The sequence below is a fragment of the Bradyrhizobium sp. AZCC 1588 genome (genome assembly GCF_036924735.1).
Taxonomy (GTDB): Bacteria; Pseudomonadota; Alphaproteobacteria; order Rhizobiales; family Xanthobacteraceae; genus Bradyrhizobium.
On sequence record NZ_JAZHSC010000001.1, the window covers coordinates 3,931,732 to 3,958,471 of the forward strand.

27 protein-coding genes and 1 pseudogene are annotated in these 26,740 nt (G+C 64.6%); 18 read left to right on the forward strand and 10 right to left on the reverse strand.

Annotation, left to right across the window (positions count from 1 at the left end):
* The first annotated feature begins 53 nt into the window (after window positions 1-53).
* From hisE to V1277_RS18495, 7 genes are all read left to right on the forward strand, one after another.
* Window positions 54-476, forward strand: coding sequence for a phosphoribosyl-ATP diphosphatase (gene hisE, locus V1277_RS18465; RefSeq protein WP_334370631.1), 423 nt, complete (start codon window positions 54-56; stop codon window positions 474-476).
* 66 nt (window positions 477-542) lie between these two features.
* Window positions 543-1,124 carry a YqaA family protein gene (locus V1277_RS18470; RefSeq protein WP_334370629.1) on the forward strand — a complete coding sequence of 194 codons (582 nt, stop codon included), beginning with the start codon at window positions 543-545 and terminating at the stop codon, window positions 1,122-1,124.
* A gap of 114 nt (window positions 1,125-1,238) precedes the next feature.
* On the forward strand, window positions 1,239-1,559 hold the full coding sequence (locus V1277_RS18475) for a hypothetical protein (protein WP_334417545.1): 321 nt from the start codon (window positions 1,239-1,241) through the stop codon (window positions 1,557-1,559).
* A 57-nt stretch (window positions 1,560-1,616) separates the two neighbouring features.
* A complete protein-coding gene (locus tag V1277_RS18480; protein WP_334417546.1) occupies window positions 1,617-2,174 on the forward strand; it encodes a hypothetical protein in 558 nt (185 codons plus the stop codon).
* A gap of 130 nt (window positions 2,175-2,304) precedes the next feature.
* Window positions 2,305-3,273, forward strand: coding sequence for an NAD(P)H-dependent flavin oxidoreductase (locus tag V1277_RS18485; RefSeq protein WP_334417547.1), 969 nt, complete (start codon window positions 2,305-2,307; stop codon window positions 3,271-3,273).
* Window positions 3,274-3,321: 48 nt separating this feature from the next.
* Window positions 3,322-4,056, forward strand: coding sequence for an SDR family NAD(P)-dependent oxidoreductase (locus tag V1277_RS18490; protein WP_334417548.1), 735 nt, complete (start codon window positions 3,322-3,324; stop codon window positions 4,054-4,056).
* A 121-nt stretch (window positions 4,057-4,177) separates the two neighbouring features.
* Window positions 4,178-4,951, forward strand: coding sequence for a thioesterase family protein (locus V1277_RS18495; RefSeq protein ID WP_334417549.1), 774 nt, complete (start codon window positions 4,178-4,180; stop codon window positions 4,949-4,951).
* A gap of 56 nt (window positions 4,952-5,007) precedes the next feature.
* On the opposite strand, the gene V1277_RS18500 is transcribed toward V1277_RS18495, so the two are convergent.
* Together V1277_RS18500 and V1277_RS18505 are read right to left on the reverse strand one after the other, a co-directional pair.
* On the reverse strand, window positions 5,008-6,576 hold the full coding sequence (locus tag V1277_RS18500) for an ABC transporter substrate-binding protein (RefSeq protein ID WP_334417550.1): 1,569 nt from the start codon (window positions 6,574-6,576) through the stop codon (window positions 5,008-5,010).
* 66 nt (window positions 6,577-6,642) lie between these two features.
* Window positions 6,643-7,191, reverse strand: coding sequence for a hypothetical protein (locus tag V1277_RS18505; protein ID WP_334417551.1), 549 nt, complete (start codon window positions 7,189-7,191; stop codon window positions 6,643-6,645).
* A gap of 593 nt (window positions 7,192-7,784) precedes the next feature.
* On the opposite strand from V1277_RS18505, the gene minC reads away from it, so the two are divergent.
* Genes minC through minE form a run of 3 tightly spaced genes read left to right on the forward strand, consistent with a single transcriptional unit; the run spans window position 7,785 to window position 9,608 of the window.
* Window positions 7,785-8,483: a septum site-determining protein MinC gene (gene minC / locus V1277_RS18510; protein ID WP_334370621.1), complete on the forward strand. Its 699-nt coding sequence runs from the start codon at window positions 7,785-7,787 to the stop codon at window positions 8,481-8,483.
* A gap of 19 nt (window positions 8,484-8,502) precedes the next feature.
* Window positions 8,503-9,318, forward strand: a complete 816-nt coding sequence (minD, locus tag V1277_RS18515; RefSeq protein ID WP_334370620.1) for a septum site-determining protein MinD — start codon at window positions 8,503-8,505, stop codon at window positions 9,316-9,318.
* The gene (minE, locus tag V1277_RS18520; RefSeq protein WP_334417552.1) at window positions 9,315-9,608 is read left to right on the forward strand and encodes a cell division topological specificity factor MinE; all 294 of its coding nucleotides are present in this window, start codon (window positions 9,315-9,317) and stop codon (window positions 9,606-9,608) included. Before minD ends, minE begins: the two co-directional genes overlap by 4 nt.
* A 31-nt stretch (window positions 9,609-9,639) precedes the next feature.
* Here the strand turns inward: minE and V1277_RS18525 are convergent, their stop codons facing one another.
* Window positions 9,640-11,202 (reverse strand): AMP-binding protein, encoded by a 1,563-nt coding sequence (locus tag V1277_RS18525; protein ID WP_334417553.1) that lies wholly within the window; start codon window positions 11,200-11,202, stop codon window positions 9,640-9,642.
* A gap of 92 nt (window positions 11,203-11,294) precedes the next feature.
* Here V1277_RS18525 and V1277_RS18530 point away from each other — a divergent pair, with 92 nt between their 5' ends.
* Window positions 11,295-12,275, forward strand: coding sequence for an NAD(P)H-dependent flavin oxidoreductase (locus tag V1277_RS18530; RefSeq protein WP_334417554.1), 981 nt, complete (start codon window positions 11,295-11,297; stop codon window positions 12,273-12,275).
* Window positions 12,276-12,499: 224 nt separating this feature from the next.
* Window positions 12,500-14,827, forward strand: coding sequence for a mechanosensitive ion channel domain-containing protein (locus tag V1277_RS18535; protein WP_334417555.1), 2,328 nt, complete (start codon window positions 12,500-12,502; stop codon window positions 14,825-14,827).
* 27 nt (window positions 14,828-14,854) lie between these two features.
* On the opposite strand, the gene pdxR is transcribed toward V1277_RS18535, so the two are convergent.
* A complete protein-coding gene (gene pdxR / locus V1277_RS18540) occupies window positions 14,855-16,297 on the reverse strand; it encodes a MocR-like pyridoxine biosynthesis transcription factor PdxR (RefSeq protein WP_334417556.1) in 1,443 nt (480 codons plus the stop codon).
* Window positions 16,298-16,392: 95 nt separating this feature from the next.
* On the opposite strand from pdxR, the gene V1277_RS18545 reads away from it, so the two are divergent.
* The gene (locus V1277_RS18545; protein WP_334417557.1) at window positions 16,393-17,301 is read left to right on the forward strand and encodes a DMT family transporter; all 909 of its coding nucleotides are present in this window, start codon (window positions 16,393-16,395) and stop codon (window positions 17,299-17,301) included.
* On the opposite strand, the gene V1277_RS18550 is transcribed toward V1277_RS18545, so the two are convergent.
* The gene (locus V1277_RS18550) at window positions 17,298-17,948 is read right to left on the reverse strand and encodes a hypothetical protein (RefSeq protein WP_334417558.1); all 651 of its coding nucleotides are present in this window, start codon (window positions 17,946-17,948) and stop codon (window positions 17,298-17,300) included. The two genes, V1277_RS18545 and V1277_RS18550, sit on opposite strands and share 4 nt — an antisense overlap.
* Before the next feature lie 147 nt (window positions 17,949-18,095).
* Between V1277_RS18550 and V1277_RS18555 the strand changes: the two genes are divergently transcribed.
* The 3 genes from V1277_RS18555 (at window position 18,096) to V1277_RS18565 (ending at window position 19,977) form a co-directional block, all read left to right on the forward strand.
* On the forward strand, window positions 18,096-18,341 hold the full coding sequence (locus V1277_RS18555) for a hypothetical protein (protein ID WP_213246544.1): 246 nt from the start codon (window positions 18,096-18,098) through the stop codon (window positions 18,339-18,341).
* A gap of 130 nt (window positions 18,342-18,471) precedes the next feature.
* On the forward strand, window positions 18,472-19,173 hold the full coding sequence (locus V1277_RS18560; protein ID WP_334417559.1) for a hypothetical protein: 702 nt from the start codon (window positions 18,472-18,474) through the stop codon (window positions 19,171-19,173).
* Window positions 19,174-19,278: 105 nt separating this feature from the next.
* Window positions 19,279-19,977, forward strand: a complete 699-nt coding sequence (locus V1277_RS18565; protein WP_334417560.1) for a hypothetical protein — start codon at window positions 19,279-19,281, stop codon at window positions 19,975-19,977.
* A gap of 133 nt (window positions 19,978-20,110) precedes the next feature.
* Here V1277_RS18565 and V1277_RS18570 read toward each other — a convergent pair whose 3' ends face one another.
* Window positions 20,111-20,344 carry a cysteine rich repeat-containing protein gene (locus V1277_RS18570; protein WP_334417561.1) on the reverse strand — a complete coding sequence of 78 codons (234 nt, stop codon included), beginning with the start codon at window positions 20,342-20,344 and terminating at the stop codon, window positions 20,111-20,113.
* A 243-nt stretch (window positions 20,345-20,587) separates the two neighbouring features.
* Between V1277_RS18570 and V1277_RS18575 the strand changes: the two genes are divergently transcribed.
* Complete coding sequence (locus V1277_RS18575) at window positions 20,588-20,893, forward strand: hypothetical protein (RefSeq protein WP_065731710.1); 306 nt, start codon at window positions 20,588-20,590, stop codon at window positions 20,891-20,893.
* 97 nt (window positions 20,894-20,990) lie between these two features.
* On the opposite strand, the gene V1277_RS18580 is transcribed toward V1277_RS18575, so the two are convergent.
* Both V1277_RS18580 and V1277_RS18585 read right to left on the reverse strand, forming a co-directional pair.
* Window positions 20,991-22,937: a sensor histidine kinase gene (locus tag V1277_RS18580; RefSeq protein ID WP_334417562.1), complete on the reverse strand. Its 1,947-nt coding sequence runs from the start codon at window positions 22,935-22,937 to the stop codon at window positions 20,991-20,993.
* Window positions 22,934-23,612 (reverse strand): annotated as a pseudogene (locus tag V1277_RS18585) (response regulator). The gene V1277_RS18580 and the pseudogene V1277_RS18585 overlap by 4 nt, the downstream one beginning before the upstream one ends.
* Window positions 23,613-23,771: 159 nt before the next feature.
* On the opposite strand from V1277_RS18585, the gene V1277_RS18590 reads away from it, so the two are divergent.
* Window positions 23,772-25,040, forward strand: coding sequence for a threonine ammonia-lyase (locus V1277_RS18590; protein WP_334417563.1), 1,269 nt, complete (start codon window positions 23,772-23,774; stop codon window positions 25,038-25,040).
* 143 nt (window positions 25,041-25,183) lie between these two features.
* On the opposite strand, the gene V1277_RS18595 is transcribed toward V1277_RS18590, so the two are convergent.
* Both V1277_RS18595 and V1277_RS18600 read right to left on the reverse strand, forming a co-directional pair.
* On the reverse strand, window positions 25,184-25,645 hold the full coding sequence (locus V1277_RS18595) for a VOC family protein (protein WP_334417564.1): 462 nt from the start codon (window positions 25,643-25,645) through the stop codon (window positions 25,184-25,186).
* A 118-nt stretch (window positions 25,646-25,763) separates the two neighbouring features.
* Entirely contained in the window at window positions 25,764-26,648 is an 885-nt protein-coding gene (locus tag V1277_RS18600) for a helix-turn-helix transcriptional regulator (protein ID WP_334417565.1), read from the reverse strand.
* Window positions 26,649-26,740: the final 92 nt, after the last annotated feature.

The following is a 26,740-nucleotide window of genomic DNA, read 5'->3' on the forward strand; positions in this document are numbered from 1 at the left end:
TTGCAGAGGCGGCTGTTAACACGCCGGCCATGGCTTTGCATTAGGTTCGGAGAATGAGTGATTCGCTCGAACGGCTTTATCAGGCTGTTATCGCGGCCCGGGATCTCGACCCGGCAACGTCGCGCACGGCCCGGCTGTTTCAGCGCGGCCCCTCCAAGATGGCCAAGAAGCTCGCCGAGGAGGCGATCGAAGTCGTGATCGATGCCGTCAACGGCAAGACCGACGCGGTGGTCCGCGAGAGCGCCGACTTGCTCTATAACCTGACCGTGCTGTGGGCAGCGGCCGGCGTAAAGCCGGAGGACGTCTGGCGCGAGATGGAGCGGCGCGAGGACCTGCTCGGCATCGCCGAGAAGCTGCCGAAGCCCGTCAAGTCGCCGAAAACGGCGCCAACCAAGCCGCTGCCCAAGGCGGCGGCAGGCCCCGCAGTCCGGCGGCGAATTGTCGCGCTGGAAGGCCGTTCCCTACGCAAGCGGTAGTAAATCCTCTCAAATTCCGTCGTTTTCCGGCATGGACAAATCCGCTCCCAGATGGTTCATGCGCCCATGCTCAAACGGACCTACGATTGGTGTATCAACGCCGCCGACAAGCCCTATGCGCTCTGGATCATGGCGGCGGTCTCTTTCGCGGAAAGCTCGTTCTTCCCGATCCCGCCCGACATCATGCTGTTGCCGATGTCGCTGGCGCAGCCGAAGAAGGCGTGGTGGTTCGCGACCGTCTGCACCATCGCATCCGTTGCCGGCGGCGTGGTCGGATACGCCATCGGTGCGTTGCTCTACGACTCGGTGGGGCACTGGCTGATCACGGTCTACGGTCTCAGTGACAAGGTCGAAACCTTCCGCGCCTCCTATGCCGAATGGGGCGCGGTAATCATCCTGCTGAAGGGGCTGACGCCGATCCCCTACAAGCTCGTTACCATCACCTCGGGGTTTGCCGGCTACAACATCTGGCTGTTCATCCTGTGCTCGATCGTGGCACGCGGCGGACGGTTCTTCGTGGTCGCCGTCCTGCTCAACCGCTATGGCGACGTGATCCGGGCCGAGCTGGAAAAGCGCCTTGGCACCTGGGTAGCCATCGGTGCCGTCGTCCTGGTGTTCGGCTTTTACGCCGCGTTCAAGCTGGTCTAGCCGAGAACGCGCCTTGGCGAAGCCGATCCACGAGGTTACGCTTAGACCGACATGTCTCTGCGCGGGATCATCCGACGCCCCGATAAGGGGCCTCTGGGCTCTGAAGAAGAGATAATGGTTCGCCTATCTGAGGCGTTTCCGGGCGTCCAGTTTCAATACGAGGCGGAAGAACCTCCTGGTATGGCTGCGGCGCGTGGCCAGATGTCGATCTGGCTGCGAGCCTGGCTGTTCGTATTCGGCAGTGATGTTTCTTACCCGCGGCGGTATGGGTACTTCCAGCGAGCAGGCGGCGGCACAGTCGAATTCTACTTCGTGGCAGAGCAACCCGTTCGCTGGATCGAGGCGACTTCGTATGGAATGACGGCAGGTCTGGACGAAAACTTTGACCGTCTGTCTGCCGCGACAGGGTGGAAGATTGAGTATCCGCGTTTCTGATCGATCGGATGGTCTGAATTTTGGATTGCTGTGGTTGGGAGCGACTAAGCCTTCGTAATGTCTTTCAGGACGCACCTCACGACAGGCCTTGCTGGCCTCTGGGTATTTGGGGCAACGACCGGAGTCGCATGGCCCCAGGGCGCGCCGCAGCCCTCGCTCGGCCTGCAGTCGCCGACCCAGCAGCCGGTGCCGGCTCATCCCGAGCGGCAGCAGAGTGAACCACAGCAAGCGCCGCTGGAAAATCCCGGCCTGATCAACGAAATCGGAAAGCTGTTCGAGAAATCCAAATCGCTGCTGCCGCCGCTGAAGAGCCCAAGCGAGACCATCGACGATCTCAACGCGGGCGCCAAAGGCGCCGGTGATAGCCTGTCGAACTTGGCCAAGCCCTCGACCATGGTGAGCGGGCGGGCGGCGTGTCTCGTCGCGGCCAACGGCGCGCCGGACTGCAAGGCCGGCGCCGACCGGTTGTGCCAGAGCAAGGGCTACAAGGAAGGCAAGAGCCTCGACACCGACGCGGCCGAGAAATGCTCGCCGAAAGTGTTCCTGCCCGGCTACAAGCGGCAGTCTGGCGATTGCAAGACGGAAAATTACGTGACGAGGGCGCTCTGTCAGTAGTGGTTGTTCCGTCATCTGGCAGCGCCAAAACGCAATACTTGACACTGGAAAGATTGCCTTGTTGGTTGGTATGACGTCTGGCATCTCTAGAGCCAAATCGTTTGCCTGAATAACCAGAGGATCGCTTCGAATGTCCATGCCCGCGCTGTTCAAGGGCCGCCTGTCGATACCCGTGATCGGGTCGCCGCTGTTCATCATCTCCGTGCCCGATCTCGTGATCGCCCAGTGCAAGGCCGGCGTGGTCGGCTCGTTTCCGGCGCTGAACGCGCGGCCGGCTTCGCTGCTCGACGAGTGGCTGGCGCGGATCACGGAAGAACTCGCAGCCTACGACAAGGCGCATCCGGAGCGGCCGTCGGCGCCGTTTGCGGTGAACCAGATCGTTCACAAGTCCAACAACCGGCTCGATCACGATCTCGCGGCCTGCGAGAAGTACAAGGTGCCGATGCTGATCACCTCGCTCGGCGCGCGCGAGGATCTCAACCAGGCGGCGCACAATTGGGGCGGCATCGTCTTCCACGACGTTATCAACCAGAAATTCGCGCACAAGGCGATCGAGAAGGGGGCCGACGGCCTGATCCTGGTGGCGGCCGGCGCCGGCGGCCATGCCGGCACGATCTCGCCGCTCGCCTTCGTCGAGGAAACGCGCGCCTGGTTCGACGGACCGATTGCGCTGTCGGGCGCGATCGCCAACGGCCGCGCCATCCGTGCGGCGCGCATTCTCGGCGCCGACTTCGCCTATGTCGGCTCCGCCTTCATCGCGACCGAGGAAGCCAACGCGGTCGAGGGCTACAAGGAGATGATCACGTCGTCGTCGGCGGAAGACATCGTCTATTCGAACCTGTTCACCGGCGTGCACGGCAATTACCTCAAGCCATCGATCGTCAAGGCCGGTCTCAATCCCGACGACCTGCCGACCTCCGATCCCTCGAAGATGAGTTTTGGCACCGACGCCTCCGGCGAGCGCGCCAAGCCGAAGGCATGGAAGGAGATCTGGGGCAGCGGCCAAGGTATTGGCGGCATCGGCAAGGTGGTGCCGGCCGCCGAGCTGATCGCGCGATTCAAGAAGGAATACGACGAGGCGGTCGACCCCGCATTGTGAGGTGCCTTGCGGGTCGCGCGCCGCCGTGAAGGCGACGGAGGATCGGTGATGGCCGGACAGAACTTGAGCGCGCGGGTCGCACTGGTGACGGGCGCGTCCCGCGGTATCGGCGCGGCGATTGCCTTGACGCTTGCCGAAGCCGGCGCCGCGGTCGCGGTCAATTATCGCGAGCGCGCTGGTGATGCCGATGCCGTCGTCGCCCGGATCAAGGCCAATGGCGGCCGCGCCATCGCGGCTGCAGCCGACGTGTCGCAGGCGGCGGCCGTCGCCAACATGGTCGAGCAGGTCGCCTCCGCGCTCGGTCCGATCGACATTCTCGTCAACAATGCCGGCTTAGCTATCGTGCGCGGCGTCGACGATCTCACCGAGGACGATTTCGACCGCACCATCGCGGTAAACCTGAAATCAGCGTTCCTGTGCACGCAGGCGGTGCTGCCGGCGATGCGGGCACGCAAATGGGGCCGCATCGTCAACATCTCGTCGGGCGCTGCGCGCGGCGCCGGCGCCATCGGCGTGCACTACAACGCCTCCAAGGCCGGCATGGAAGGACTGACGCGCGGCTACGCGGCGCGCCTCGTCAAGGAAGGCATCACCGTCAACGCGGTGGCGCCGTCGCTGATCGAGACCGACATGATGGGCGGCCGGACTGACCTCGCGCGCAACATCCCGCTCGGCCGCATGGGCCAGGCCGAGGAAGTCGCGCAAGCCGTCGCGATGGTGCTCGGCAACAGCTACATGACCGGGCAGACCATCGTCCTCAATGGCGGCATGGCGTTCATTTGACGCGCCGGCTTGCTCGCCGTCTCCGGCGAATGGCGCACGGTACTCTGTCCGCCGCGGGCTCGACTCGTTCCGCGGAAGCAGGCAAGAAGCTCGTCCCTTGATCGACAGGACTTCTTATTCAATGGACGGCATTTTTCGCGTTGACGGCAACGACGTCGTCACCAGCCCCTTTGCGGCAGGCCCATGGGACCCGAGCATGCAGCATGGCTCGCCGCCGGCGGCGCTGGCGGTGTGGGCGGCGGAGCGGATTCCGACGCCGGTCGCGATGCGGGTTGCGCGCGTGACCGTGGACCTTATGCGTCCCGTGCCGGTGGCGCCGCTGACCATCGAGAGCGAAGTCTTGCGCGAGGGGCGCAAGATCCAGCTCTGCGCGATCAGGCTACTGGCTAAAGGCGTCGTCGTGGTCGCCGCGACCGTGCTGAAGATCAAGGTGCAGTCCCAGGAATTGCCGCTAGAGGCCGCGATCCTGCCGGTCGAGCTACCGGGGCCGGATCGATCGCGCGTCGAGCCCGCGGATTTTTCCTCCAGCCCGTTCGTATCAGGTATGTCGCTGCGCGCCGCGCGCGGCCGCTTCGGCGAGCCCGGTCCCGGCGCGATCTGGTATCGCGTCGACCGGCCGATCGTGGAAGGCGCAGCCGTTTCGCAGGCGATGCGGGCGATGGCGGCGGCGGATTTCTGCAACGGTACCTCGGCCGTGCTGGATTTCCGCGCGTGGACCTTTCTCAATGCCGACCTGACCGTGAATTTTGCGCGTGAGCCGGTCGGCGACTGGATCCTGCTCGATGCCGAGTCCTGGATCGGTCCCGACGGCGCAGGGCTCGCAATGGCGCGGCTCGCCGACGAGTACGGCTATTTCGGCCGCGCCATCCAGAGCCTTGTCATCGAGAAGCGCTGAGCGCGCCGTCAGAGGGGCATGGTGAAGCCGCGATCACAGGGATCGCGGCTTCCCGATCATTCGAGATCGATCGGCTGGTAACGCCCGCTTTCATCGAGCGCGGTGCCCCAGATCTTGTGCGAGGCCTGGTGCTCGGAACGGCCGAAGCCGAGCGAGGTCCCGAGACCGAGGTCGAGATTGCGCATGGTCTCCAGCGTGTCGATCAGCTTCTCGGTATCGAGCTGCGGCCCGGCCCGCTTGATGCCCTGGATCAGCACGTTGGCGGCGACATAGCCTTCGAGCGACACATAGTCGGGCGCCTCGCCCGGGAAATATTTGGCGAGCGCGTTCTTGTATTCGAGCACGGCCGACGAATAGCCCGACACGGCCGGCACCACCTGCGTCACGATCACGCCGCTCGTGTAACGCGGCCCCAGGAGTTTCAGTTCTTCGGCGAGCGCGGTCGAGCCGACGAATGAGACGTTGGAGTAGACCATGCCGGGATAGAGGTCGCGCGTCTTCTCGATGAACCGCGCCGCGGCCCGGTAGGTGGCGACCATGACGACGGCCTTGATCGGCGGCTTCGCGAGCTTCAACTGGTTGATCGCATCGTCGACGTCGACGGTGTTGCGCGCATAGTTGAGCCGGACGATGGCGCCGTCGTTCACGCCCATGGAGCGAAACGCCTTGGCGACCCCTGCAAATCCGGCGTCGCCGTACGAATCCTGCTGCGCAAACACCGCGATCTGCCGAGGCTGCAGCCGGCGTATCTTGACGAGGTAGCGGACGACCGCGTCGGTTTCCTCGGCGTAGCTGGCGCGGTAGTTGAACACGTAGCGATCCGGCGGATCGTTGCGCAGGATGTTGGCGCCGGTGAAGGCCCCGAAGAACAGCATCCGGCGTTCGAGCGCATAGGGGATCGCCACCGCCGCGGTCGGCGTGCCGACATTGCCAACGATGCCGAACACCTGGTCTTTTTCATAGAGCTGCTTCATCGCGTCCGCGGTGCGCGAAGGTTCGTAGCCGTCGTCGGCGGCGTGCAGTTTGAGCATCCGCCCGTCGACGCCGCCGGCATCGTTGATCCGGTTGAAGGCGGTCTCGATTCCGAGCTTCATCTGGCGTCCCAGCTCACGGGCCGAGCCGGAGAAGGGCGCGGCGATGCCGAAGCGGATTTCCTTTTCGCCGATGCCGCGTGGCAGCGGCCCGGTCGGGACCGGGGCCGTCGGCGCGGTCGCCGCGTTCGCGGCCGTTGCCGCGGCGGCAGGGGACGGGCCGATGACGCTGGAAAGACTGGGGCCCGCGATCGAGCGTTCGAGATCGGCAAGCTGACGATCGGCCCGGATGCAATCGATTTTGCCCGAGCTAATGGCGGCGCGGCCGTCGGCCACGCTGCGATCGAACGTCTGGGTGAGATCAGAACGCTCCGCCTCGTTCGACGAGGCTTCCCGGATCACCTGTGAAAACTTGTCGACGATGGTCTGGATGCGGGGACGCGCAATGTCGCGGCAGGCCTGGGCCGAGCCGATCACGGGGCCGACGCGGCCTGCAAGGTCGCGCACGATCGCAATGTCGCCGGCAGCCTGGGCGCTGCCGGCGATTCCGAAGAGCACGGCCCCGACCAGCAAGGCGATCCGGTGCGAGGTCATGGCAAACTCCTTGAGAACAAGATGGCGGAAAGTCGGTTCTCAGGCATTGTCATTCCTCCATCTGGATCATGGGTTGGCGCGTTGTGGCGTCGCCGGATCCGGCTTCTCGCGCCACTGCATGAATTGCTTGAGCAACTGTGACTGTTCGGACGCAGGCGGGGCGCTCGGTGGCGTGGAGGCGAGAACGGCCTGGAATTCGTTGATTGCAGGCTTTGGCGAGGCCTCTCCGGATTGGAACAGGGCAGCCTTGATCGACTGCACGATTCCGGAGGACGCCGACGGCTCACCGTCGCTTTGCCGCGACCCCGGCACGACGATGACGAAGAACAGCGCCACGAGAGCCGAGACGCCGATGGCGGCACCAAAGCGCGCTGCGACGCTCCACAACGCCTTCTTCGATTCCAGTTGAGGTTCGCGCATGATCTCGGGATCGAGGGAATGGCGCAGCGCATCGGATACGGCGCTCTCGAGCTGGGAGTCGAACGACGCCGGAGAAAACGGTGTCGTTGCGGGGCTGGCGTCGCGCATGGAAGCCGACCGCTCACGTAGCGAGCGCGGCGCGTAGTACAGGGGATCGCGGGGATTGATGTGGTCCTGCTCACTCACACTACTCATACGCTTACTCCTCATGTCGCTTGGCGGATTGACCGGCGGATTGCTCGGCGGCGGAACGGCAGGTGACGTACCGATCAGGAGTTCCAGGTCGCGGAAGAGGCGCGCGGGATCATCGACGTCCGCTTTCTGTCCGCTGTCGAGCTTGCTTGGAAGATTTGAATCAAGGTGTTCGGCGCCGTCCCTGCGTCCGACGACACCTGCCTGCGAGATCGAATCTCGCGACCACACAACGCCTACGGCTTCCACAGCCTCGTCCCCTGCCGGAAAATGTTCCGTCTGCCTGACGGATTGAGCCGCCAGACCGCGAGGATCTGCCAGCACAGATAAGTTTGTTGGAGCCGCGCGAGGACTAATTTAGGTCGGAAACGTGACAAAAGTAAGTTGAGCTCGCGTTAACTACAACTCACGTGACCCCTGTTTTCAAAGGGTTTGGCGCACGTTCCGCACGATAAGCAGCATGAATCGGCCACAAATGCGCCGGATTCGCCACCCGTTGCGCTGTTTTCTGCGCGTAGCGCGGGTTTTCACATTAATTACTCGTTAACCAAGTTCGTCGACTGTTAACCATTCACTAAGAAGGCGAGTCGAACATCATGGACGTCCGAGCGGATCCCACGCGTCAACTGGTCCGGCTGCGCGGCCGGTCCTATGTCGCGTTCGTATTCAGCCCTGTCGTGCCGATCGTGGAATGGCTCGCCGAGATCGACGCCACGCTGGCGCGCTCGCCCGGATACTTCGTCGGCAAGCCGATCGTGCTCGATCTCTCGGCCGTCGACCTCTCAAGCTCCGCCATCGCCCATCTCGTCGGCAGTCTCAACGAGCGCAACATCCGCGTCCTCGGCATCGAGGGTGTGGAGGAAGATCGTCTCGCGGCGAACATGCCGCCCTTGCTGACCGGCGGCCGTTCCTGCGTGATCACGCGAAGCGAGCCGACGCAGAAGTCGGAGCCCGAGCCGAAGAAGCCGACCTCGCTGCTGCTGGAGAACCCGGTACGTTCGGGCCAGTCCATCGTCTTCATGGAAGGCGATGTCACGGTTTTGGGCTCGGTCGGGTCGGGCGCGGAGATCGTCGCCGGCGGATCGATCCACATCTACGGCACGCTGCGCGGCCGCGCGATGGCCGGCGTCAACGGCAATTCGGCCGCACGGATCTATTGCCAGAGAATCGAGGCCGAGCTGCTGGCGATCGATGGCTACTACCAGACCGCAGAAGAAATCGACGTCGCGCTCCGCAACCGCCCGGCGCAAGCCTGGCTGGAGGGCGACACCATGAAAATTACCCCGCTGAATTAACCGGCTAAGGAGATCAAGTATGGCCAAGGTCCTGGTCGTTACCTCGGGCAAGGGAGGCGTTGGAAAAACTACCTCGACGGCCGCGCTCGGTGCGGCGCTTGCGCAAGGTGGGCAAAGCGTCGTGGTGGTCGATTTCGATGTCGGCCTGCGCAACCTCGATCTGGTGATGGGCGCCGAACGCCGCGTGGTGTTCGACCTCATCAACGTGGTGCAGGGCGTCGCCAAGCTGCCGCAGGCCCTGATCCGCGACAAGCGGCTGGAAAATCTCTGGCTGCTGCCGGCCTCACAGACGCGCGACAAGGATGCGCTGACCGACGAGGGCGTCGGCCGCGTCATTGGCGAGCTCAAGAGCCGGTTCGACTGGATCCTGTGCGACAGTCCCGCAGGCATCGAGCGCGGCGCCACGCTCGCCATGCGCTATGCGGACGAAGCCATCATCGTCACCAATCCCGAGGTCTCCTCGGTGCGCGATTCCGACCGCATCATCGGCATGCTCGATTCGAAAACCGTGAAGGCGGAGCGGGGCGAGCATGTGGAGAAACACGTGCTGATCACCCGATACGATCCGGCGCGCGCGGCGCGCGGCGAGATGCTCTCGATCGACGACATCCTCGAAATCCTCGCGACGCCTCTGCTCGGCATCATTCCCGAGAGCCAGGATGTCCTGAAGGCATCCAACGTCGGTACGCCGGTGACGCTGAACAACGCCGACAGCGCGCCGGCCCGCGCCTATATCGATGCCGCGCGCCGCCTGATGGGCGAAGAGGTCGCCATGGTCGTGCCGGCCGAGCGCAAGAGCTTCATGAACCGCTTGCTGGGACGGAGGGCTGCATGAGCATGAGGCTGCTGCGGCTGTTCGGCGGCCGCAACGCGTCCGCCCCCGTTGCGCGGGAGCGGCTGCAGATTCTGCTGTCGCACGAGCGCGGGCTGCTCGGTCAGTCCGACTTGCTGGCCACGCTGCGGGAGGAAATCCTCGCGGTGGTGTCCAGGCACGTGGTGCTCGATCCCGACAAGGTGATGGTCAAGCTGGAGCGCGGCAAGACGGTGTCGACACTCGAAGTCGATATCGAAGTGCCCAATAATTTCGACAAGAAGGCTCCTACCGAAAGGCGCATGGCCGGCTGAAAGGCGCGGTGCCGACCGAGCTAGTTGATCGCTACCCCACCATCCGCTCGCGGCCGGTCCAGAAGCCTGCCTTCAGCACCTTCTTGTCGACCTTGCCGACGCCGGTCATCGGCAACTCGCTAACGAACTTGATGTGCTTGGGCGCGTGCGCCGAGCCCTTCTTGGCCTTCACGAGGTTGATCAGCTCGTCCGGATTCGGTCGCGCCCCTTCGCGGGCGACGATCACGGCGGTGACGGCCTCGCCCCATTTGTCGTCGGGCACGCCGACCACGGCGACCATCGCGACGTCGGCGTGCTGCGACAAGACATCCTCGACCTCGCGCGGAAAGATGTTGAAGCCGCCGGAGACGATCATGTCCTTCTTGCGGTCGAGGATGAACATGTAGCCGCGTTCGTCCGATCGCGCGATGTCGCCGGTGTGCAGCCAACCGTTCTTCAGCGTCTCCGCGGTCGCGTCGGGCCGTTTCCAATACTCGGCCATCACATGCGTGCCGCGCACGCAGATCTCGCCGGCCTCGCCGGTTGCGACTTCCTGGTCGTCGTTGTCGAGGATCTTCACCTGGCAAGCGGCGATCGGGAATCCGCAGGACAGGAACAGCTCCGGCGTCCTGGGATCGTGGTCGGCCTTGCGCAGCACGGATACCGGATAACATTCGGTCTGGCCGTACAGCTGCGAGAACACCGGTCCGATCCGCTCGATGCCCTCGACCAACCGGCTCGGCGACATCGCAGACGCGCCGTACAGCAAGAGTTCGAGCGAGGAGAGGTCGGTCTTGTCGAGGGAGGGATGATCCAGCATGACGTAGATCATCGTCGGCACGAACAGCGTGAAATTGATCTTCTCGCGCTCGATGGTCTTGAACACGGCTTCGGGATCAAAGCCTTTCAGCATGTGCACGGTGCCGCCGCGCATCAGCGTCGGCAGCACTTTTGTCCCCGCGACATGGCTGATCGGCGCGACGGTAAGATAGCGCGGCGTATCCGGAATTTCGAAATCGGCGAGGATCGCACTGGCCCAGCCGCCATATTCCCGGTGGTGCCGCAACGCGCTTTTGGATTTGCCGGTGGTGCCGCCGGTGTAATTGAGCGTGGCGATGTCGTCGGGTCCGGCAAAGCTGCGCGCCGTGGCGCTGCCGGCGGCTTCAATCGCCTGCAATAGGTCGGCGCCGTAGCCGGCAGGGCCAAGCGTGAACACCGTCTTTACGCCGGTCGCTTTGGCCGCGAGTTCGCCGCCGCGGTCGCGGAAGGTAACCGCGTCGACCACCAGCATCTGCGCTTCGGAATCCTCGAGCTGAAACAGTTGGTCGTCCAGCGAACCCAGTGGATGCAGCCAGGTGATCGCCAATCGCGAGAGCTGCGCGGCGACGCCGGCGCACCAGGTGTCGGCCCGGTTGGCGGTGAGAAACGCGACGCGGGTGCCGGGCTGAAAACCCAGCTTCGTGAACACGGCCTGCATGCGCCCGATCATGTCGGTCGCGCCGCGATAGGTGAGCGATCCGCCCGGCCAGGCGAACGCCGTGCGCTCCGGGTAGCGCGCCAGCGCCAGCAACGTCTGCTCGCATGCCGCCGGAAACGCGTAGAGCGGGTTGCCCATCCTTCTTCCTCCTGCCTGTTTTGTAATTGGCCTTCGCTCGTGCCAATGTTGGGTAACGCTAACACAACAGGCACACTGCTCAAGCTAGGATGATGCAACCAACCGATGCTCTTGCGCGCTTTCGCGACCGCCTCAGCCTGCCGCTGATTGCGGCGCCGATGTTTCTCGTCTCCGGCGTCGAGCTGGTGGTGGCCGCCTGCCGCAACGGCGTGATTGGCTCATTTCCCACGGTGAATTGCCGCAGCCCCGAACAACTCGATCAATGGCTGACGGACATCGATGACCGGCTGAAGGAGCACTCGGATGCAAGCGGCAAGCCCGCAGCGCCTGTATGCGCCAATCTGATCGTGCATCGCTCCAATGCGCGGCTGGAGCAGGACCTGCAGGTGCTGCTGCGTCACCGGCCGGAAATAGTCATCACCTCCGTCGGCTCGCCGGCGCCGGTATTGAAGCCGTTGCGCGAAGCCGGCGCGCTGGTGTTTGCCGACGTCGCATCCATCCGCCATGCCGAACGCGCGGTCGCCGCCGGTGCCGATGGGCTGGTGCTGCTAACGGCAGGCGCGGGCGGCCAGACCGGCTGGCTCAATCCCTTCGTGTTCGTGCGCGCGGTGCGCGCCTTCTTCGATGGACCCCTGGTGCTGGCGGGCGGTATCGCGGATGGTCACGCCCTGCGCGCGGCCGAGGCGCTCGGCTGCGATCTCGCCTATATGGGTACCAAATTCATCGCCACGTGGGAGAGCATGGCGGATGCGCGCTACAAGGAGATGCTGGTCGCCAGCAGCGCCGACGACATCCTGCTGACCAAGGCATTCACGGGCCTGCAGACCAACATGCTGCGCCTCTCGATCGAGGCCGCCGGCCTTGATCCGGACGATCTTCCCGAGCGGGGCGCGATCGATATCGCCAAGGATATCGACATCGGCGCGCGCGAGAGCCGCCCGAAACGCTGGAAGGATATCTGGAGCGCGGGACATTCCGTTTCGGGCGTAACGGAGATGCTTTCGGTCGACGAGATGGTTGCGCGCACAGCGGCGGAATATCGGGACGCTGCCGCGCGCCTGCGATTTAGCTAGACCACATCTAGAGCGCAAAAGGTTCCCGGCGATCCAGCCACTGCATTTCTGTGATGCAGCAATGCCAGGCGCGCCCAACGGCAAATGCCAAGAGAAAGCCGCCGCGCTGGCAAACTTCCGACACAGGATGACGGCGAAAACAGGCAATCCGACATGACGCACGCGCGAAGGCGAGACCGATTCCAGGTTTCGTCGCCGGGCGCATTTTATTCAGCGAGGCCTTCGTGTCGCACAAGCTCTTCCCCGCGATCCTGCTCATCTGCGCGCTGTTTACTTTCCCGGTTGTCGCGCAGCCCGGCGCTGCGCCTGCCGCCCCTACCGATAAAGCTGACGTCCTGACGCCCGATCAGGCGAAGCGGGCGCTCGATACGCTTTCCGATGACAAGAAGCGCGCGCAAGTCATTGAGACGCTACGCGCGATCGCCAGTGCCTCGCCGCCGCCGCAAGCCACGGCCGGCGAGCCGAAATCCGCGATGCCGCTCACGGCGGACAGCCTCGGCGCACAGCTCCTGCTGACGGTATCGGAGCGGGTCGGCGAGATCTCGCGCGAGGTCGCCGATGTGGCGCGGACACTGACGGACTTTCGGGCGTTCTATTACTGGTTCGTGCGGACCGCCAACGATCCGTCCGCCTATCACCAGTTGTTCGACATCGCGTGGAAACTGGCGCTGGTGTTTCTTTGCGCCCTCGCTGCCGAGTGGCTGGTTTTCCGCCTGATCAAGCGCCCGGTGGCGCTTCTGGAAGCGCGCCTGCCGCAAACGGCGCGCGCCGCGGTGCCGACGTTGGCGGTGGCCGATCCGCCATCCTCCGTGGCTGACGTCACGGCCGCGCCCGAGCTGCATCGGCGGCGCCTCAGTCTGGCGCGCACCTGGCAGTCCCTGGTCAGGTTGCCCTTCGTGCTGGGACGGCTCGCGCTCGAATTGCTCCCGGTGCTTGTCTTTATCGGTACCGCCACGATGTTGCTGGGAACCGGGATCGGCGATCTCGCAACCACCCGGCTCGTGATCCTCGCGGTCGTCAACGCCTATGCGCTGACGCGCGGGCTGATCTGTGTGGTACGGGCGCTGGCCGGACCTTTCGGCCTGTTTCGCGTTCGTGCCGAGACCGCAGCCTATATCGAGATATGGGCGCGGCGCATCGTCACCGTCGGCGTCTCGGGAATTGCCTTCGCCAATGTGGCGTTGCTGCTGGGCTTGCATCGCGGCGGCTACATGGCATTGCTGCGCCTGGTGATGCTGGTTGTCCATCTCTTCATCGTCGTCATTATCCTGCAGTGCCGCCGCCAGGTTGCGGATGCTATTCGCGCGCCGGCCGGCAGCGACGGCACAGCCGCCAGGGTGCGCAACCGCGTCGCCGGCCTGTGGCACTATCTTGCGATCGCGCTCGACCTCGCATTGTGGGCGGTGTGGGCGCTCAACATCCGCAACGGCTACGCGCTGCTGCTGCAGTATTTCGTCGGCACCGTCGCGGTTGCGCTGATCGTGCGTCTTTCCACCATGCTGGTGCTGAGCTTGATCGATCGTGGCTTCCGCATCAGCCCGGAGCTCTTGCGCCGCTTCCCGGGCCTGGAGAACCGCGCCAACCGCTATCTGCCGCTGTTGCGCAACGTCATCTCGGCCGCGATCGCCTTCATCGGCTTTGTCGCGCTGCTGGAAGTCTGGGGCATCGACGCCATCGTCTGGTTCTACGGCGGCCAGATCGGCAGTCGGCTCGTGTCGGCGGTGGTCACCGTCGGCATTGCAGCACTGGCTGCTGCGGCGATCTGGGAAATCAGCAACGCGTTGCTGGACCGCAAGGTTACCGCACTGTCGCGCGAGGGTCACTACGCGCGCGCGGCGCGGCTGCGCACGTTTCAGCCGATGCTGCGAACGGCACTGTTGTGCCTCATCGTCGTCGTCGTTGGCCTCACGGCGCTCAGCGAGATCGGCGTCAATGTCGCGCCGCTGCTTGCCGGCGCCGGTATCGTCGGTATCGCCATCGGCTTCGGTTCGCAGAAACTGGTGCAGGACCTCATTACCGGGCTGTTTCTCCTGATCGAGAACACCGTCCAGGTCGGGGACAACGTCACGCTGTCGGGCCTGTCAGGGGTCGTGGAAAATGTTTCGATCCGCACCCTTCGCCTGCGCGCCGGCGACGGCTCCGTGCACATCGTGCCGTTCAGTGCGGTGACGACGATCACCAATTCAAGCCGCGGCGCCGGCAACGCCGCAGTCAGCGTCAACGTGGCTTACAAGGAAGACACCGACCGCGCCGGCCAGATCCTGAAGGACGTCGTCGCCGAGATGCGGCGCGAGCCCGAATTCCAGCACCTGATCCGCGGCGATCTCGAACTGTGGGGCGTCGACAAGGTGGACGGATCGATGGCTTCGATCGTCGGCCAGATCCGCTGCAGCGATGCCGGCCGCTGGCCGGTGCAGCGCGAATTCAACCGCCGCATGAAGCGGCGATTCCAGGAGTGCGGCGTGGAAATCGCGCCCGCTAGCCAAACCATTCTGATGCAGGTTCCGGCGCCCGCCGATGCCGCCGCGAAGCCCAGGCGGGCGGCAGGCTAGTTCTTCACGCAATGTCCTCAGCGTGTGTCAACGCAGGATTCGACCGAGGATGCGCGCTGCCTGATCGATCTCCTTTTCATTCCATGCCGCAAAGCCGAGAAACAGGCCCTGCTCATTGGCCTTGTGATACAGCATGCTCGATAACGGCCGGCTGGCGACGCCGGCGTCGAGCAGGCGCGCCGACAATTGCCGGTCGTTTGCCGGCCCGCTGCACCTTGCCAGCAATTGCATGCCGCCGGCCGGGGCTTCGATCGCGAGACGGTCGCCGGCTTCAGCGGCAAGCGCCTGCAGCATGCGGTCGCGCCGGCCCTTGTAGAGGCGCGTCATCCTTCTGATGTGGCCGAGATAGGCGCCGGATGCGATGAACTCGGCCAGCGCGTCCTGCATGGTGATCGACGTCAGCATTCCCATGTGGCGCTGCGCCAGTTCGAAGTGATCAATCAGCGCTTCCGGGACGACGAGGTACCCGAAACGAATGTCCGCATACGTCGCTTTCGAAAAGGTGCCGAGATAGAACACGCGCGGCGACGTTGCGAGCCCCTGCAATGCGGCCACCGGGCGGGCCTCGTAGTGAAATTCGCCGTCGTAGTCGTCCTCGATGATGCAAGCGCCGGTGGCTTCGGCGAAACGCAGCAGTTCGAGACGGCGGCCGATCGGCATCAGCCGCCCGGTCGGATATTGATGCGACGGCGTGACGAAGATCAGCCGCGGTGCCTCTTTGCGGGATGAAATGGCCATGCCGTTCGCGTCGAGCGGTATGGCGGAAACGATGGCGCCGGCGGCATGCAATGCGACGTTGGCGCCGCCATAGCCCGGGCTTTCGATCCAGGCGTGATCGCCGCGCTCGAGCAGCGCATCTGCGACCAGCGTCAGGCCGGATTGCGCCGTCGGCACGATCAATATCTGGTCGGCCTTGGCTTTGATGCCGCGATGAACCACGAGGTGCCCGAGCAGCGCTTCCTGCAGCGGTCGATGGTTGATGGGCCGGTCGCGGCGCAGCGGTGCGTTTCGCGCCGCGCGCCGCAGGCAGCGGCTCCACACATCGTGCGGAAACTCGCGCTCGTCCGCCAGCCCGGGCTGAAACGGTCGCGGCCGTTCCTCATGAACAGGCGGCCAGCCCGCCCGCTGCAGGCCGCGCGCCCAGGACGACAGGCCTATCCGCTCGCTTCCGGCCCGACTGCTTCGCGGCGACATCTTGCGGCGATCGAGCGATAGGCCCTCGGCGACCACCGGACGGCGTCCGGCGGAGAGCGAGAGATAGCCTTCCGCGGCCAATTGCTCGACTGCAAACGAGACGGTGTTGCGTGAAAGGGCGAGCGATTGCGCCAGTTGCCGGCTCGAGGGCAGGCGCTGGCCGGGCGCGAGGCGTCCTTCCGTGATGAGGTGCCGCAACTGGTCGGTGAGCTGGCGCGTCAGGGTCGCGCCGCTGTCGCGCGCCAGATGCAGCATTCCGGGCAGCAGGTCGTCCACAACTGGTCCCAACAAATCGTAAAAACTGGTTCTTTCATTAGAGCCAGTTGAAAGGCTAGGCAACGCCGATCGGCTCATGACGGGACGTGTTCGAGATGGCCAGTGGACTTTCAACCCGTAGCGCGGCGGCGCTGCTTGCCGGTGTCGTGTTCGCCTGGGGGACCAACTGGCCGGTGACGAAGATGATCGTGCACGACGTGTCTCCGTTATGGGCGACGGCGCTGCGCTGCATGATCGCCGCCGCGACGCTGGCGCCGATGTTGTGGGCGCAGGGGACGTTCATCGTGCCGAAGCGCGGCGATCTGCCGGTCGTGTTCTGCACCTCGATTCTGCACCTGGTGGCGTTTTCCGCGCTGGTGGCGGCCGGGCTCCAATTCGTGCCGGCGGGCAGGGCGATCGTGCTCGGCTATACGACGCCGCTATGGGTCGCGATCGGAGCAGCCATGTTTCTCTCGGAGCATATCACGTGCCGGCGCGCGATCGGTATCGGCTGCGGCCTGGCGGGCCTCGCGGTCATCTTCAATCCGCAGACGCTGAACTGGGGTGACCGCAACGCGCTGTTCGGCAGCGGCCTGATCCTGATTGCCGCGTTCTGCTGGGCCGCCAACATCGTCTATGTCCGCGCCCACAAATGGATCTCGACACCCTTTCAACTCGTGTTCTGGCAGGTGCTGCTGGCGGCGGCGCTGCTGTCGCTCATCGCGTGGCTCGCGGAAGGCCGGCCGCAGATCGCGTGGACAGAGCGCCTTGCCGGCCTGATGCTCTATAGCGGCATCGTCTGCACGGCATTCGCCAACTGGGCGATGACCATGGTGAACCGGAGCCTGCCGGCCGTCACTACATCGCTGTGCCTGCTGGCGACGCCGTTACTCGGCATCGTGAGCGCCACCGTGATGCTGAACGAGCCGCTCGATACGTCGCTGTTTCTGGCGATGGCGCTGATCATCGGCGGCATCGCGCTTGGCACCATTGCCGGCGGGTCACTCCGGGCGAATGCGACCTAATTCGCCACAAAATACCAGCGCTCGTCGTAGCGCTCCAGCCGGCTCGGCGGCTTGTCGGCGAACTCGAAGAAGCTTTTGGGATCGCCGCCCGGCGGCACGTGCAGGAAGCCCGTGAAATAGTGCTTCAGGCCGCGTGAGGTCAAAAACAGCACATAGCTGCCTTGATCCGTCTCGTCGACGACGATGTCGTTGCCGACGGAAACATTGGGCTCGCGGTCGCCGAGCGCGACCAGGTTCTTGTTGTAGGAGACGTTGGGTTTCAGTTCGCCGGCTTCGACCTGCGCCACGATCCGTTCGCGGTCGGCCCGGTGCCAGCGGAAATTCTGCTGGAGAGCGACCTGGTGCAGCGGGGCGTAGGCGAGAATGGCAAGCGTCAACGCGCAGATCAGGAACGGGAGGGCGAACTTCGCGCCACTGGTTCGGATCTTGGGGAGAAGCGAAGCCGACCACACGATGCAGCCGAAGAACACCAGTGCGACCAGCGGCACGACGACAAGCAGGACGAAGCCGGACGGCCAGTCCGCCATCGACAGTTCGAACGTCGCAATCGACAGCGTGAAGGCGGAAATCGCGATCGCCGCCACCAGCGCGGCGCGAACCGATGGCCCGGTGGCGACTGACGCCGTCTGGGATGTCGCTTCAGCCATGCCGGGCTGTTCCGCTCCGCCGTTTGCTCTGTCCCGGCGCTTGCCACCGAAGGCTTAACGCGCCGTTAACCATATCGGCCCCAACAATAGCCTCGACGATGGTCCGCCGCCACGGTCGGACCGGCGGCAAATCGAAAGGGGTATGGAATGGATTTTGATCGGTATTTTGCCAAAACCCCGGCGACCCTCGAGGAGATCCGGCGCCGGGTGATGTTTGCGCTCGACCGGCATCCGCTGTGCCGCGGTATCGAATTCGACGTCGTCAGCATGCCGCGCAACCGCAAGTGCAACTGGACCGTCACCCTGCAGCAGGTTGCCCCCAACGCCCTGTGGGAAGCCTCCGATATCGTTGCCGATATCCAGGAGGCCTATGAACTGGCCGCAGCGGCCTGATTCTGGGGCTATTTTGGGACTTTTTCCCCATCTTTTCGATCGCGTCAGCGCGGCGATTGGCATCGTATAGCCTCAATTATCATCCAGTTTTCGGCAAAAGGGCCAAACGTCGGCGGGAATGGAGACCTTTTTGACCAAGACTATGACGATTGTCGCGCTGATCTGTTTTCTCGTGGCCGGCGCTGCCGTCATCGCTATTGTCGGCCGCGACAGCGTGCCTGCCGCCCGGTTCGAACTGGCGTCGGCTTCCTCCGTCCAGGCTCCGGTCTCGAACAAGGAAAGCAAAAAGGATCGCCTGGCGGTCCTAAGCTACGCCACCGCCGCGATTGATCCCCAGCCCAGGGATCCCGCGCTGAACGAATCGCTGCGCCGGGCCTATGCCTCGACTTCATCAGTCGATATGGCCATGCCGAAGGAAATCGCGGCTCCCACCGTCGCGCCCACGACGTCCACCGCCGCGCCGAGCACGGCGCCGGCGCCTGCGCCCGTCAAGCCCAAGGCCGCAGCCAAGCCCCAACCGCAGAAGAGCTACACGCTATTGAGCGATGGCCAGATCGCCGGCATCAAGGACCGCCTGAAACTGACGGCGTCGCAGGAGTACTACTGGCCGCCGGTGGAGACTGCGCTGCGCGCCGTCGCCCGCAAGATTCATGCAGGTCGGCAGGCCAACCCGAACGCGACGGGCGTGCCGATCGATCCCGAATCCGCGGAAGTCCAGCAATTGAAATCGGCGGCGATGCCGCTGCTGTTCCAGTTGCGTGAGGACCAGAAGAGCGAAGTGCGCTCGCTTGCCCGCATCATCGGGCTGGAAAAAGTCGCGGCAATGATCTGAGCGCCGATCTGCATCGGCCGCTGGTTCCGCCCGTCTTACACACACATCCGCACCGGAACATCACTCTACCCCACGCGTTGCCCGCGTGGATGAGGGAGTTTGCCGATGCGCGCATCAACCGCCTTTTTTGCGGGGGCAGGAACCGTGGTCGTCGCGGTCGCCGCCGGTCTCGGCGGCGGATACCTGGCTGCCAACATCGTAAGCCCGCCGACGCAGGTGATCTCGAAACTGGAACGCCGGATGTCGGCGGAGCCGATACCCGTCTCGACGGAGCCATCGGAGCCGGTGCCCTATGTCGCGGCGACGGCGGCTGCGGCCAATACCGCGCCCACCCAGGAGCAGCCGCAAACGCAGCCCCAACAGACGCAGCCACAGCCCCAAACGCAACCACAGCCGCAAACGGCGGCGGCGGCGCCGCCCGCCAACAATGTTGAAGAGAAGACGGCCAATTACGCAGCGGCCGCTCAACCTGTACCGCCACCGCCGAAGCCCTCGAAGCCCGCCGAACAGGCCAGCGAAAAGACTGCTGCGCCGGAGAAGACTGCTGCGCCCCAGGAGGCGTTTGCGAGGGCGCGTGATGCCGATCTCAAACGGGCTGCCGCCGAACAGCGGCGCGCCGAGCGGCGCCAGCGCTGGGCCGACAAGCGCCGCTTCCAGCAGCCACGCGAGCAGGACCTCGAGGCGGTCGAGACGCAGGTCCGGGAAGCAACCGAGCCGCGGCGCATCATCATCCGCGAAGAAGCGTTCGCTGGCGAGCCGGCACGAATCGAAATGCCCCGGATCAGGCTGTTCGATCAGGATTGATCGATCGTTTGCTTCGAGCGGGGTATCCGTGTCCCCGACGCGGTGCAGCGTGAAACGCTGCACCGCAGAGCCGGGACCCGCGTGACGGACCCAAGTTGTCGCGGCACATGGACTCAGCTAGCCGCCGCACGTCTTAGCCGCCGCGCGATTCCACCACCTTGCGGCAGCCATCCGACAGCTTCGTCTTGTTCGCTTTCAGGCAGGCATTCATCTGCGGCGGCTTGCCGATATGTTCGGCGCAGAATTTTCCGGCATCCGAACGGCAGGCCATCTGCTCCTGGGGAGTGGGGCCGGATTGCGCCTGCGCCAGCGAGCCGGCGCCGAGCGACAGGATCAGGACTGCGGCCGCGACATGGATTGATTTCATCGTGGATCACCTTTTGACGAGAATGGGAGATTGAAAGCGCGCGAAAACTCGTCGAGGTTGCGCCCGCGGTCCATGCCATGTTCATGGCGTCGGAAGCGGGCCGCAAATCACCCCGCGCGCACCCACACCATTTTCATGGGATGTTGCCGGGCATCTCGATGGACCATGTACATCTCGCGTCGGCTGCGGTGACCGATCGGCACATCGCAAAGAGCTGCACGCCCAATTCGGGAGAGATGACACATGTTGAAGAAGACAGGTTGGCTGAGCGCAGGTCTGACGCTCGCGGCGTTTTCGGCCGTGGCTTCCTTTGCAGTCGGCGGCGTAAGCTCTGCCCAGGCTGCAGTGGTTTATTGCAAGACGGTTGGCGTGCCGAAGGGCTGCGTCGCGCGTCCGACGCCGGTCGCGGCGGCTGCGGTCGTGACGCCGGCCGTTGGCGTTGCCCGTGTCGGCGTCGGCGCTGTCGGCGTCGGAGCTCGGGGCGTCGGCGTTCGTCCCGGCACGCCGATGAACCGCGGTGGCCCGGTCAACCGCGTTGGTCGCCGCTGAGGCAAAGCGTTTTCAAGCGAAGCATGCCCTCGGACTTGATCCGGGGGTGGGCACCGGTTCGCGCAAAGAAAACGCGTAAACTAAAAAAGTGTGCATGCTAACCGGCAGCGCCGTCGCTGTCGGGAAAGCGGTGGGGCAAGGTCAGCCTCACGCGCGTACCTTTGTGAGTCCCTTGGGCGCAGGAGCTCAGTTCCAGCTCCGCGCCGCAGCGCGCGGCACGGCTTCGCATGTTGCGTAGGCCGCGCGCCGTTTTCGCTGCTCCGGCGGCTCCGCCGTCAGGCGTGATCTCAAACCCCCTGCCGTCATCCTCGACGGTGATACAGCCGCGCTCGAGGCCGTCGGCGCCCACCAGCGTCTCGATCCTCACCGTAATGCGCCGTGCCTCGGCGTGTTTGACCGCATTGGTCACCGCTTCATCCAACAGCCGCACGATCTGGATGACGTGCCACGGCCGCAGTTCGGGATGAACCGGCAGGCCCTGCGCCGTGACCGCGCGCCAGTCCAGCGCGATGTCATGCGGACGAAGCTGCGCCATGGCGCGTTCGCGCCATGAACCGAGCGCCAGCATCAGATCACCGCCGATGTCGTCCATGGAGTCGATGACGAGGCGCAAATCCTTCAGCGCCGCACGCGCCGCATCGCCGATGCCCGCGCTGCCATTGCCGCGCTCGCTCAAGGCCACGATGCTGACGAGCTGACCGCCGAGCCCGTCATGCAGGTCGCGCATCAGGCGCGTGCGCTCCCGCGCCAGCGCCGCGGCGCGGGCGCGCTCCTCCTCGCGGGCGAAGCTGGCCTTCAGCTTCTCCTCCGCCTCGCGCACCTGGGTGACGAGGCGGCCGGCAAAGCCGTCGACCTGGTTGAGCGCCCGGGCGAACCGCCAGGTGAGTCCGGCGCCGATCGCGACGAGCATCGCCGAATAGGACAGCCGCGCGGTGAAGATGCGGTTGGGCATCATCTGAAACACCGAGAGCAGGTCGACGATCCAGCAGGTCAGCATGATCGTGACCGCGCAGCCGAGCAGGAAGCTCGCGACGTTCTGCCGTTGCAGCGCCGATCGCGCGGTAACGACGGCCATAATGAGAAGGGAGATGCCGACCATCGGTACGGCGAGAATCAGGAAGAGGGCGCGCACCAGCGCCTGATTTCCGAACAGGCCGGCCAGCGCCAAGGCGATGCCCGGAATGAAGATGATCCAGGCGTAGCGCTGCCACTTCCAGCCCGAGAGCAGCAGCGCAAAGACCAGCACCAGTGCGCTTTCGATCGGCGCGGAGGAAATCAGGATGACATTGAACCTGGAAAACGGCGTCTCGCCCATCGGCGTTTGCAGGAACGCCTGGCCGACACCCACGGCCATCGCCGCCGCCAGGACGCCGTAGGCCGGTTCGTGGCGACGCATCACCCACATGATGCCGAGGATCACCGCCAGAATCGCCTGCCAGGATGAGAACACCACCGGCAACGTCACGAACACCAGCGTTCTCAGATTGTAGGTCGGGCGCAACTCTTCATCCGGGCCGACCCAGACGCGATCGAGAAAGCCGGTGATCGGACCCCAGATGAACAGCCGGATCGAGATGGCGTTGTCGCCATCGCGCAGCACCGATGCGGGGATCACCGCAATCGCCGGCGTGTTGCGGTCGGGGCGGTTGGCGGCGGGATCGCGCCGGCTATCGAGGATCACGACATCGTTGACGGTAACCTCGACGCCGTTGGTGAAGCGCGGCAGGAACACCGACCAGGCCCGCGAGGCCTCGCCGGCCGGGTGGACGAAGTGTCCCCTGAAGCGGGGCGGATCGTTCATCGCATTCCGCAACGGTGAGAAGTACGGCAGCGTCACCGCCCGCTCGGCGCCGGCTTCGGTGAGTTGAAAGGCCGTCACCTGATACTGCGCGGGAGGTCCGGGCAGCGATTGCAGAAGCACCGCGACGCCGGCGACGGCGATCACCGCCTGCAGCAGCAGATACTGGATGAGACGGGACGATCGCAGCCGACGCCGCACGCGGCCGGGCAGCTCCGGTTGCACGTCGTCGCCGTGATCGTTCACAACTTGATCAAGCCCTGCTGGACCGCCTCGAACACCGCCTCGCCCCGGGTATGAACCTCGAGCTTACGATAGATGCTCTTGATATGCCCGGGCACGGTTTGGCGCGACAGGCCAAGATGGCTGGCGATCTCGGCGTAGCTAAAGCCCTTGGCGATGCCCCAGAGAATGTCGATTTCGCGCGGCGTCAGTTTGGCGGTGTTGAGTACTGGGCCGGGCGGCGGCTCTGGCGTGCTCTGGGTTCGCCGCACGATGAAACGCGCGATCGAGGCCGAGATCGGCGAATGGCCGGCGACGAGGTCGCGCACGGTGGCGGCGATGTCGGTCGGGAATGCGTCCTTGAGCAGATAGCCCCGTCGCGCCGACCGTGATCGCTGAAATCACGCTTTCCTCGTCGCCGAGGATTGAGATCACCATGATCTCGGTATCGGGAAAGCGCCGGCGGGTCTCGCGGATCAGGTCGACGCCATGGCCGTCCGGCAACTGAAGATCGGTCAGCAGCACCTTTGGGGCGCCTTGCGCGAGACAGGCGCGGGCTTCCGCGAGCGTGCCGGCGGCCCTGACCTGGTACCCGGCCTTGGCCAGCGCGTCCTGCAGCCGCCAAAGCGTCGGCGCGTCGTCCTCGACCAGCACGACCGTGATGGCTTCCGCCTTGGGCCCATCGCTCAATGAATTCATCTGAAAACTCCGGCTGCCTGTCCCTGCAGCCCGTGCAAGTGTAACCCCGTGGCAGTTTTTTGCGACACCCATGTTCATGGGGCGGGAATTTACGAGATTCGAGGGAGGCGAAAGGAGCGGAAAAGGCCTATACGATTGCCTCTCAACGAGGCCACCGAAATGCCGAATCCTCCTAAAAATGTACCGCCGACAAAAGTCGGTTCCGAGCCCGGCCGCCTTGCCGTCACGCCCGAGGACATCACGGCTGCGGGGGCGTCCATTGCCGGGTCGGTCCTCGTTACCGAATGCGACCAGAGCCGGACGCTGAGCGAGATCTGCGGCTGCAATCTCTGGCTCAAATTCGAGAACCTGCAGTTCACCTCGACCTTCAAGGAGCGCGGCGCGCTCAACCGGCTGCTGGCGCTGTCACCGGAGGAGCGGCGGCGCGGCGTGATCGCGATGTCGGCCGGCAACCACGCGCAGGGCGTGGCCTATCACGCAAATAGGCTCGACATTCCCGCAGCCATCGTGATGCCGGTCGGCACCCCGATGGTGAAGATCGAGAACACGAGGCGTCATGGCGCGAACACGATCATCTCCGGCAAGACGCTGGAAGAGGCCGGCGAATTCGCCCGCACGCATGGCGAGGCGCACGGCATGATCATGATCCATCCGTACGACGATCCCTTGATCATCGCGGGGCAGGGCACCATCGCGCTCGAAATGCTCCGGGCGGCGCCGCAACTCGATACGCTGGTGGTGCCGATCGGCGGTGGCGGGCTGATTTCCGGCATGGCGGTTGCGGCCAAATCGCTGAAGCCGGATCTGCAGATCATAGGCGTGCAGGCGCAGCTCTATCCCTCGATGTACAACGCCATCAAGGGCGATCGTCTGCCGATGCGCGGCGATACGCTCGCTGAGGGTATTGCGGTGAAGGTGCCGGGCCGGATCACCACCGAAATTATCCGCCATCTCGTCGACGACATCGTGCTCGTCACCGAAGACCAGATCGAGCGGGCGGTGGCGATGCTGATCGCGATCGAAAAGACCGTGGTCGAGGGCGCTGGCGCTGCGGGCCTCGCCGCGGTGCTGGCGGCGCCGGAGCGCTTTGCCGGCCGCAATGTCGGCCTTGTGCTAACCGGCGGCAACATCGATACCCGGCTGATCGCCTCCGTGCTGACCCGCGAACTCGCGCGCGAGGGCCGACTGACGCAGATTGCCATCGACATCGTCGACCGGCCCGGCCAGCTCGCCGCCGTCTCGGCGCTGCTCGCCGAAGCCGGCGCCAACATCATCGAAGTCTCGCACCAGCGCACCTTCTCCGACCTGCCCGCCAAGGGCACCTTGCTCGAAGTCGTCATCGAAACCCGCGACCGCGCGCATCTGGATGAGGTGATGAAACGGCTCGGCGAAGCGGGATATGTCGCTTGGTTGCCGGGGCGGAGGTGAGCGTGGCGGTTTCGAGCGAAGCATGGCCAACGTCTCGATCCTTGCGAAGAGCGTCCGAAACCGCCGCGGTCACTCTTTCCCGATCAGCAGACGTTTTTCACGCCGGTCAGCGCGTCCTGAAGGGATCGGAATTCCGAAGTCGCCTATGGATTAGAGTGAGGTTCGTATACGACTTCGAGCTTCATTCCATCCGGATCGGCGTAGAAGGCCGCATAGTATCCTTGGCCGTATCCGGGCTGGCCTGAGTAGTCCGCCGGAGCGTCGAGAACCTCTGCACCAGCCGTGAGCATGGCCGCGTGAACCTGATCCACCTTCTCGGCGCTTTCGGCGTGGAAGGCAATATGATGCGGGCCTGGCTTGTATCGGTCGTAGTGTAGATCGCGGTCCTCCAGGCGGGCAGGCCGAACCTCGATTCCGAAGGTGACTCCTCCGACAGTTTCAAGTTGCCAACTGGCGCGCGTCGGGTTCGCGCCGGCGAACTCCGGCGAGAATCCCTCAGTGCGACGAAACCCCAGGGCCGTGAGTAATGCGTCATAGAACGCAATCGACCGCGCAGGGTAACCTGCGGAGATGTCGACGTGGCTAAGCGGTCCGGTGACAGGCATCACGAGCTTTCTGACTTGCTACGTCCAGCCGCGGCAGATCAAAGTAACTCGCAACGGGTGCCATGGGCAGCACATTCAGTGGTTCCGTGCGAAGCATCGCGCTCAACTCGTGCGCAGCCTAATTCACCAGCCGTACCGCGCCTGCCTCGCTGACATCATAGCCGCCGAGCTCGCCCGCGCGATCGCGGAAGCTCGACCCGCGCATGAACTCGAACAGCGCCTGCGGTCCCTTCATGAAATAGTCGCGCTGTCGCATCACCAAGTCGAAGCGTTCCCAGACGAGCGGAAGGAAATCGAGCCCGGCCGATTTCGCCACGCTTCGGGTGGCGATGCCGCAATCGATGCGGCCGGCGCGGATGGCTTGCGCGATATCGGGTCCGGTCGGGAAGGCGGGCTTTGCCAGTTTCAGATCGTCGAGCGCGAGGCGTGCGCGGGCGAGCAGTGCGAGCAGCAGCAATTGCGCGCCGGCGCCGGGTGGGCGTTGCGCCATGCGTGCGCGTGATGTTGCGATCGAGGCCATGTCGCTTAGATCAAGCGGATTGCCTGACGCGACCAGAATGCCCTGCTCGCGCCGTGCAAAGCCGAGCACGACTGCATCATGCAAGCCCGGCGCATCGGCGACCGCCTCGACATTGGCTCTCTCGTCATCGCCATCGAGGCGGTGCAGATGGATAGCCGCGACCATCACCTCGCCACGCGTCAGCCGGCGCAGGCCTTCCTCGCTGCCTTCGGCGAGGCTGGCGAGGCCGGAATTGCTCTCACGCAAGCCCCACTCCAGCAGCGGATCGTGGCTGCCGCCGACGATCGGCGGCGCGACCTGTGCCAGGCCAGCAGGCGCAATGAGTCCGGCGGACACCCAGCGATCCAGCGCCGTGCGCGGAAACAGCCAGCGGCCGGTCACCTTGCTGCAGGGCACTTCACGGTTCGCCACCAGCTCATAGAGCTTGCGCTCGGAGAGGCGGAGATAATCGGCCGCTTCGTCGGTCGTGAGGAGCTCCGGCATCGGCACCAATATGCATTAGAGTGCAAATATTACAGAAATTGACCATATCGTCGCTATCTGCGCAAGATGTCCACCGCTAGTTGGAATTACAA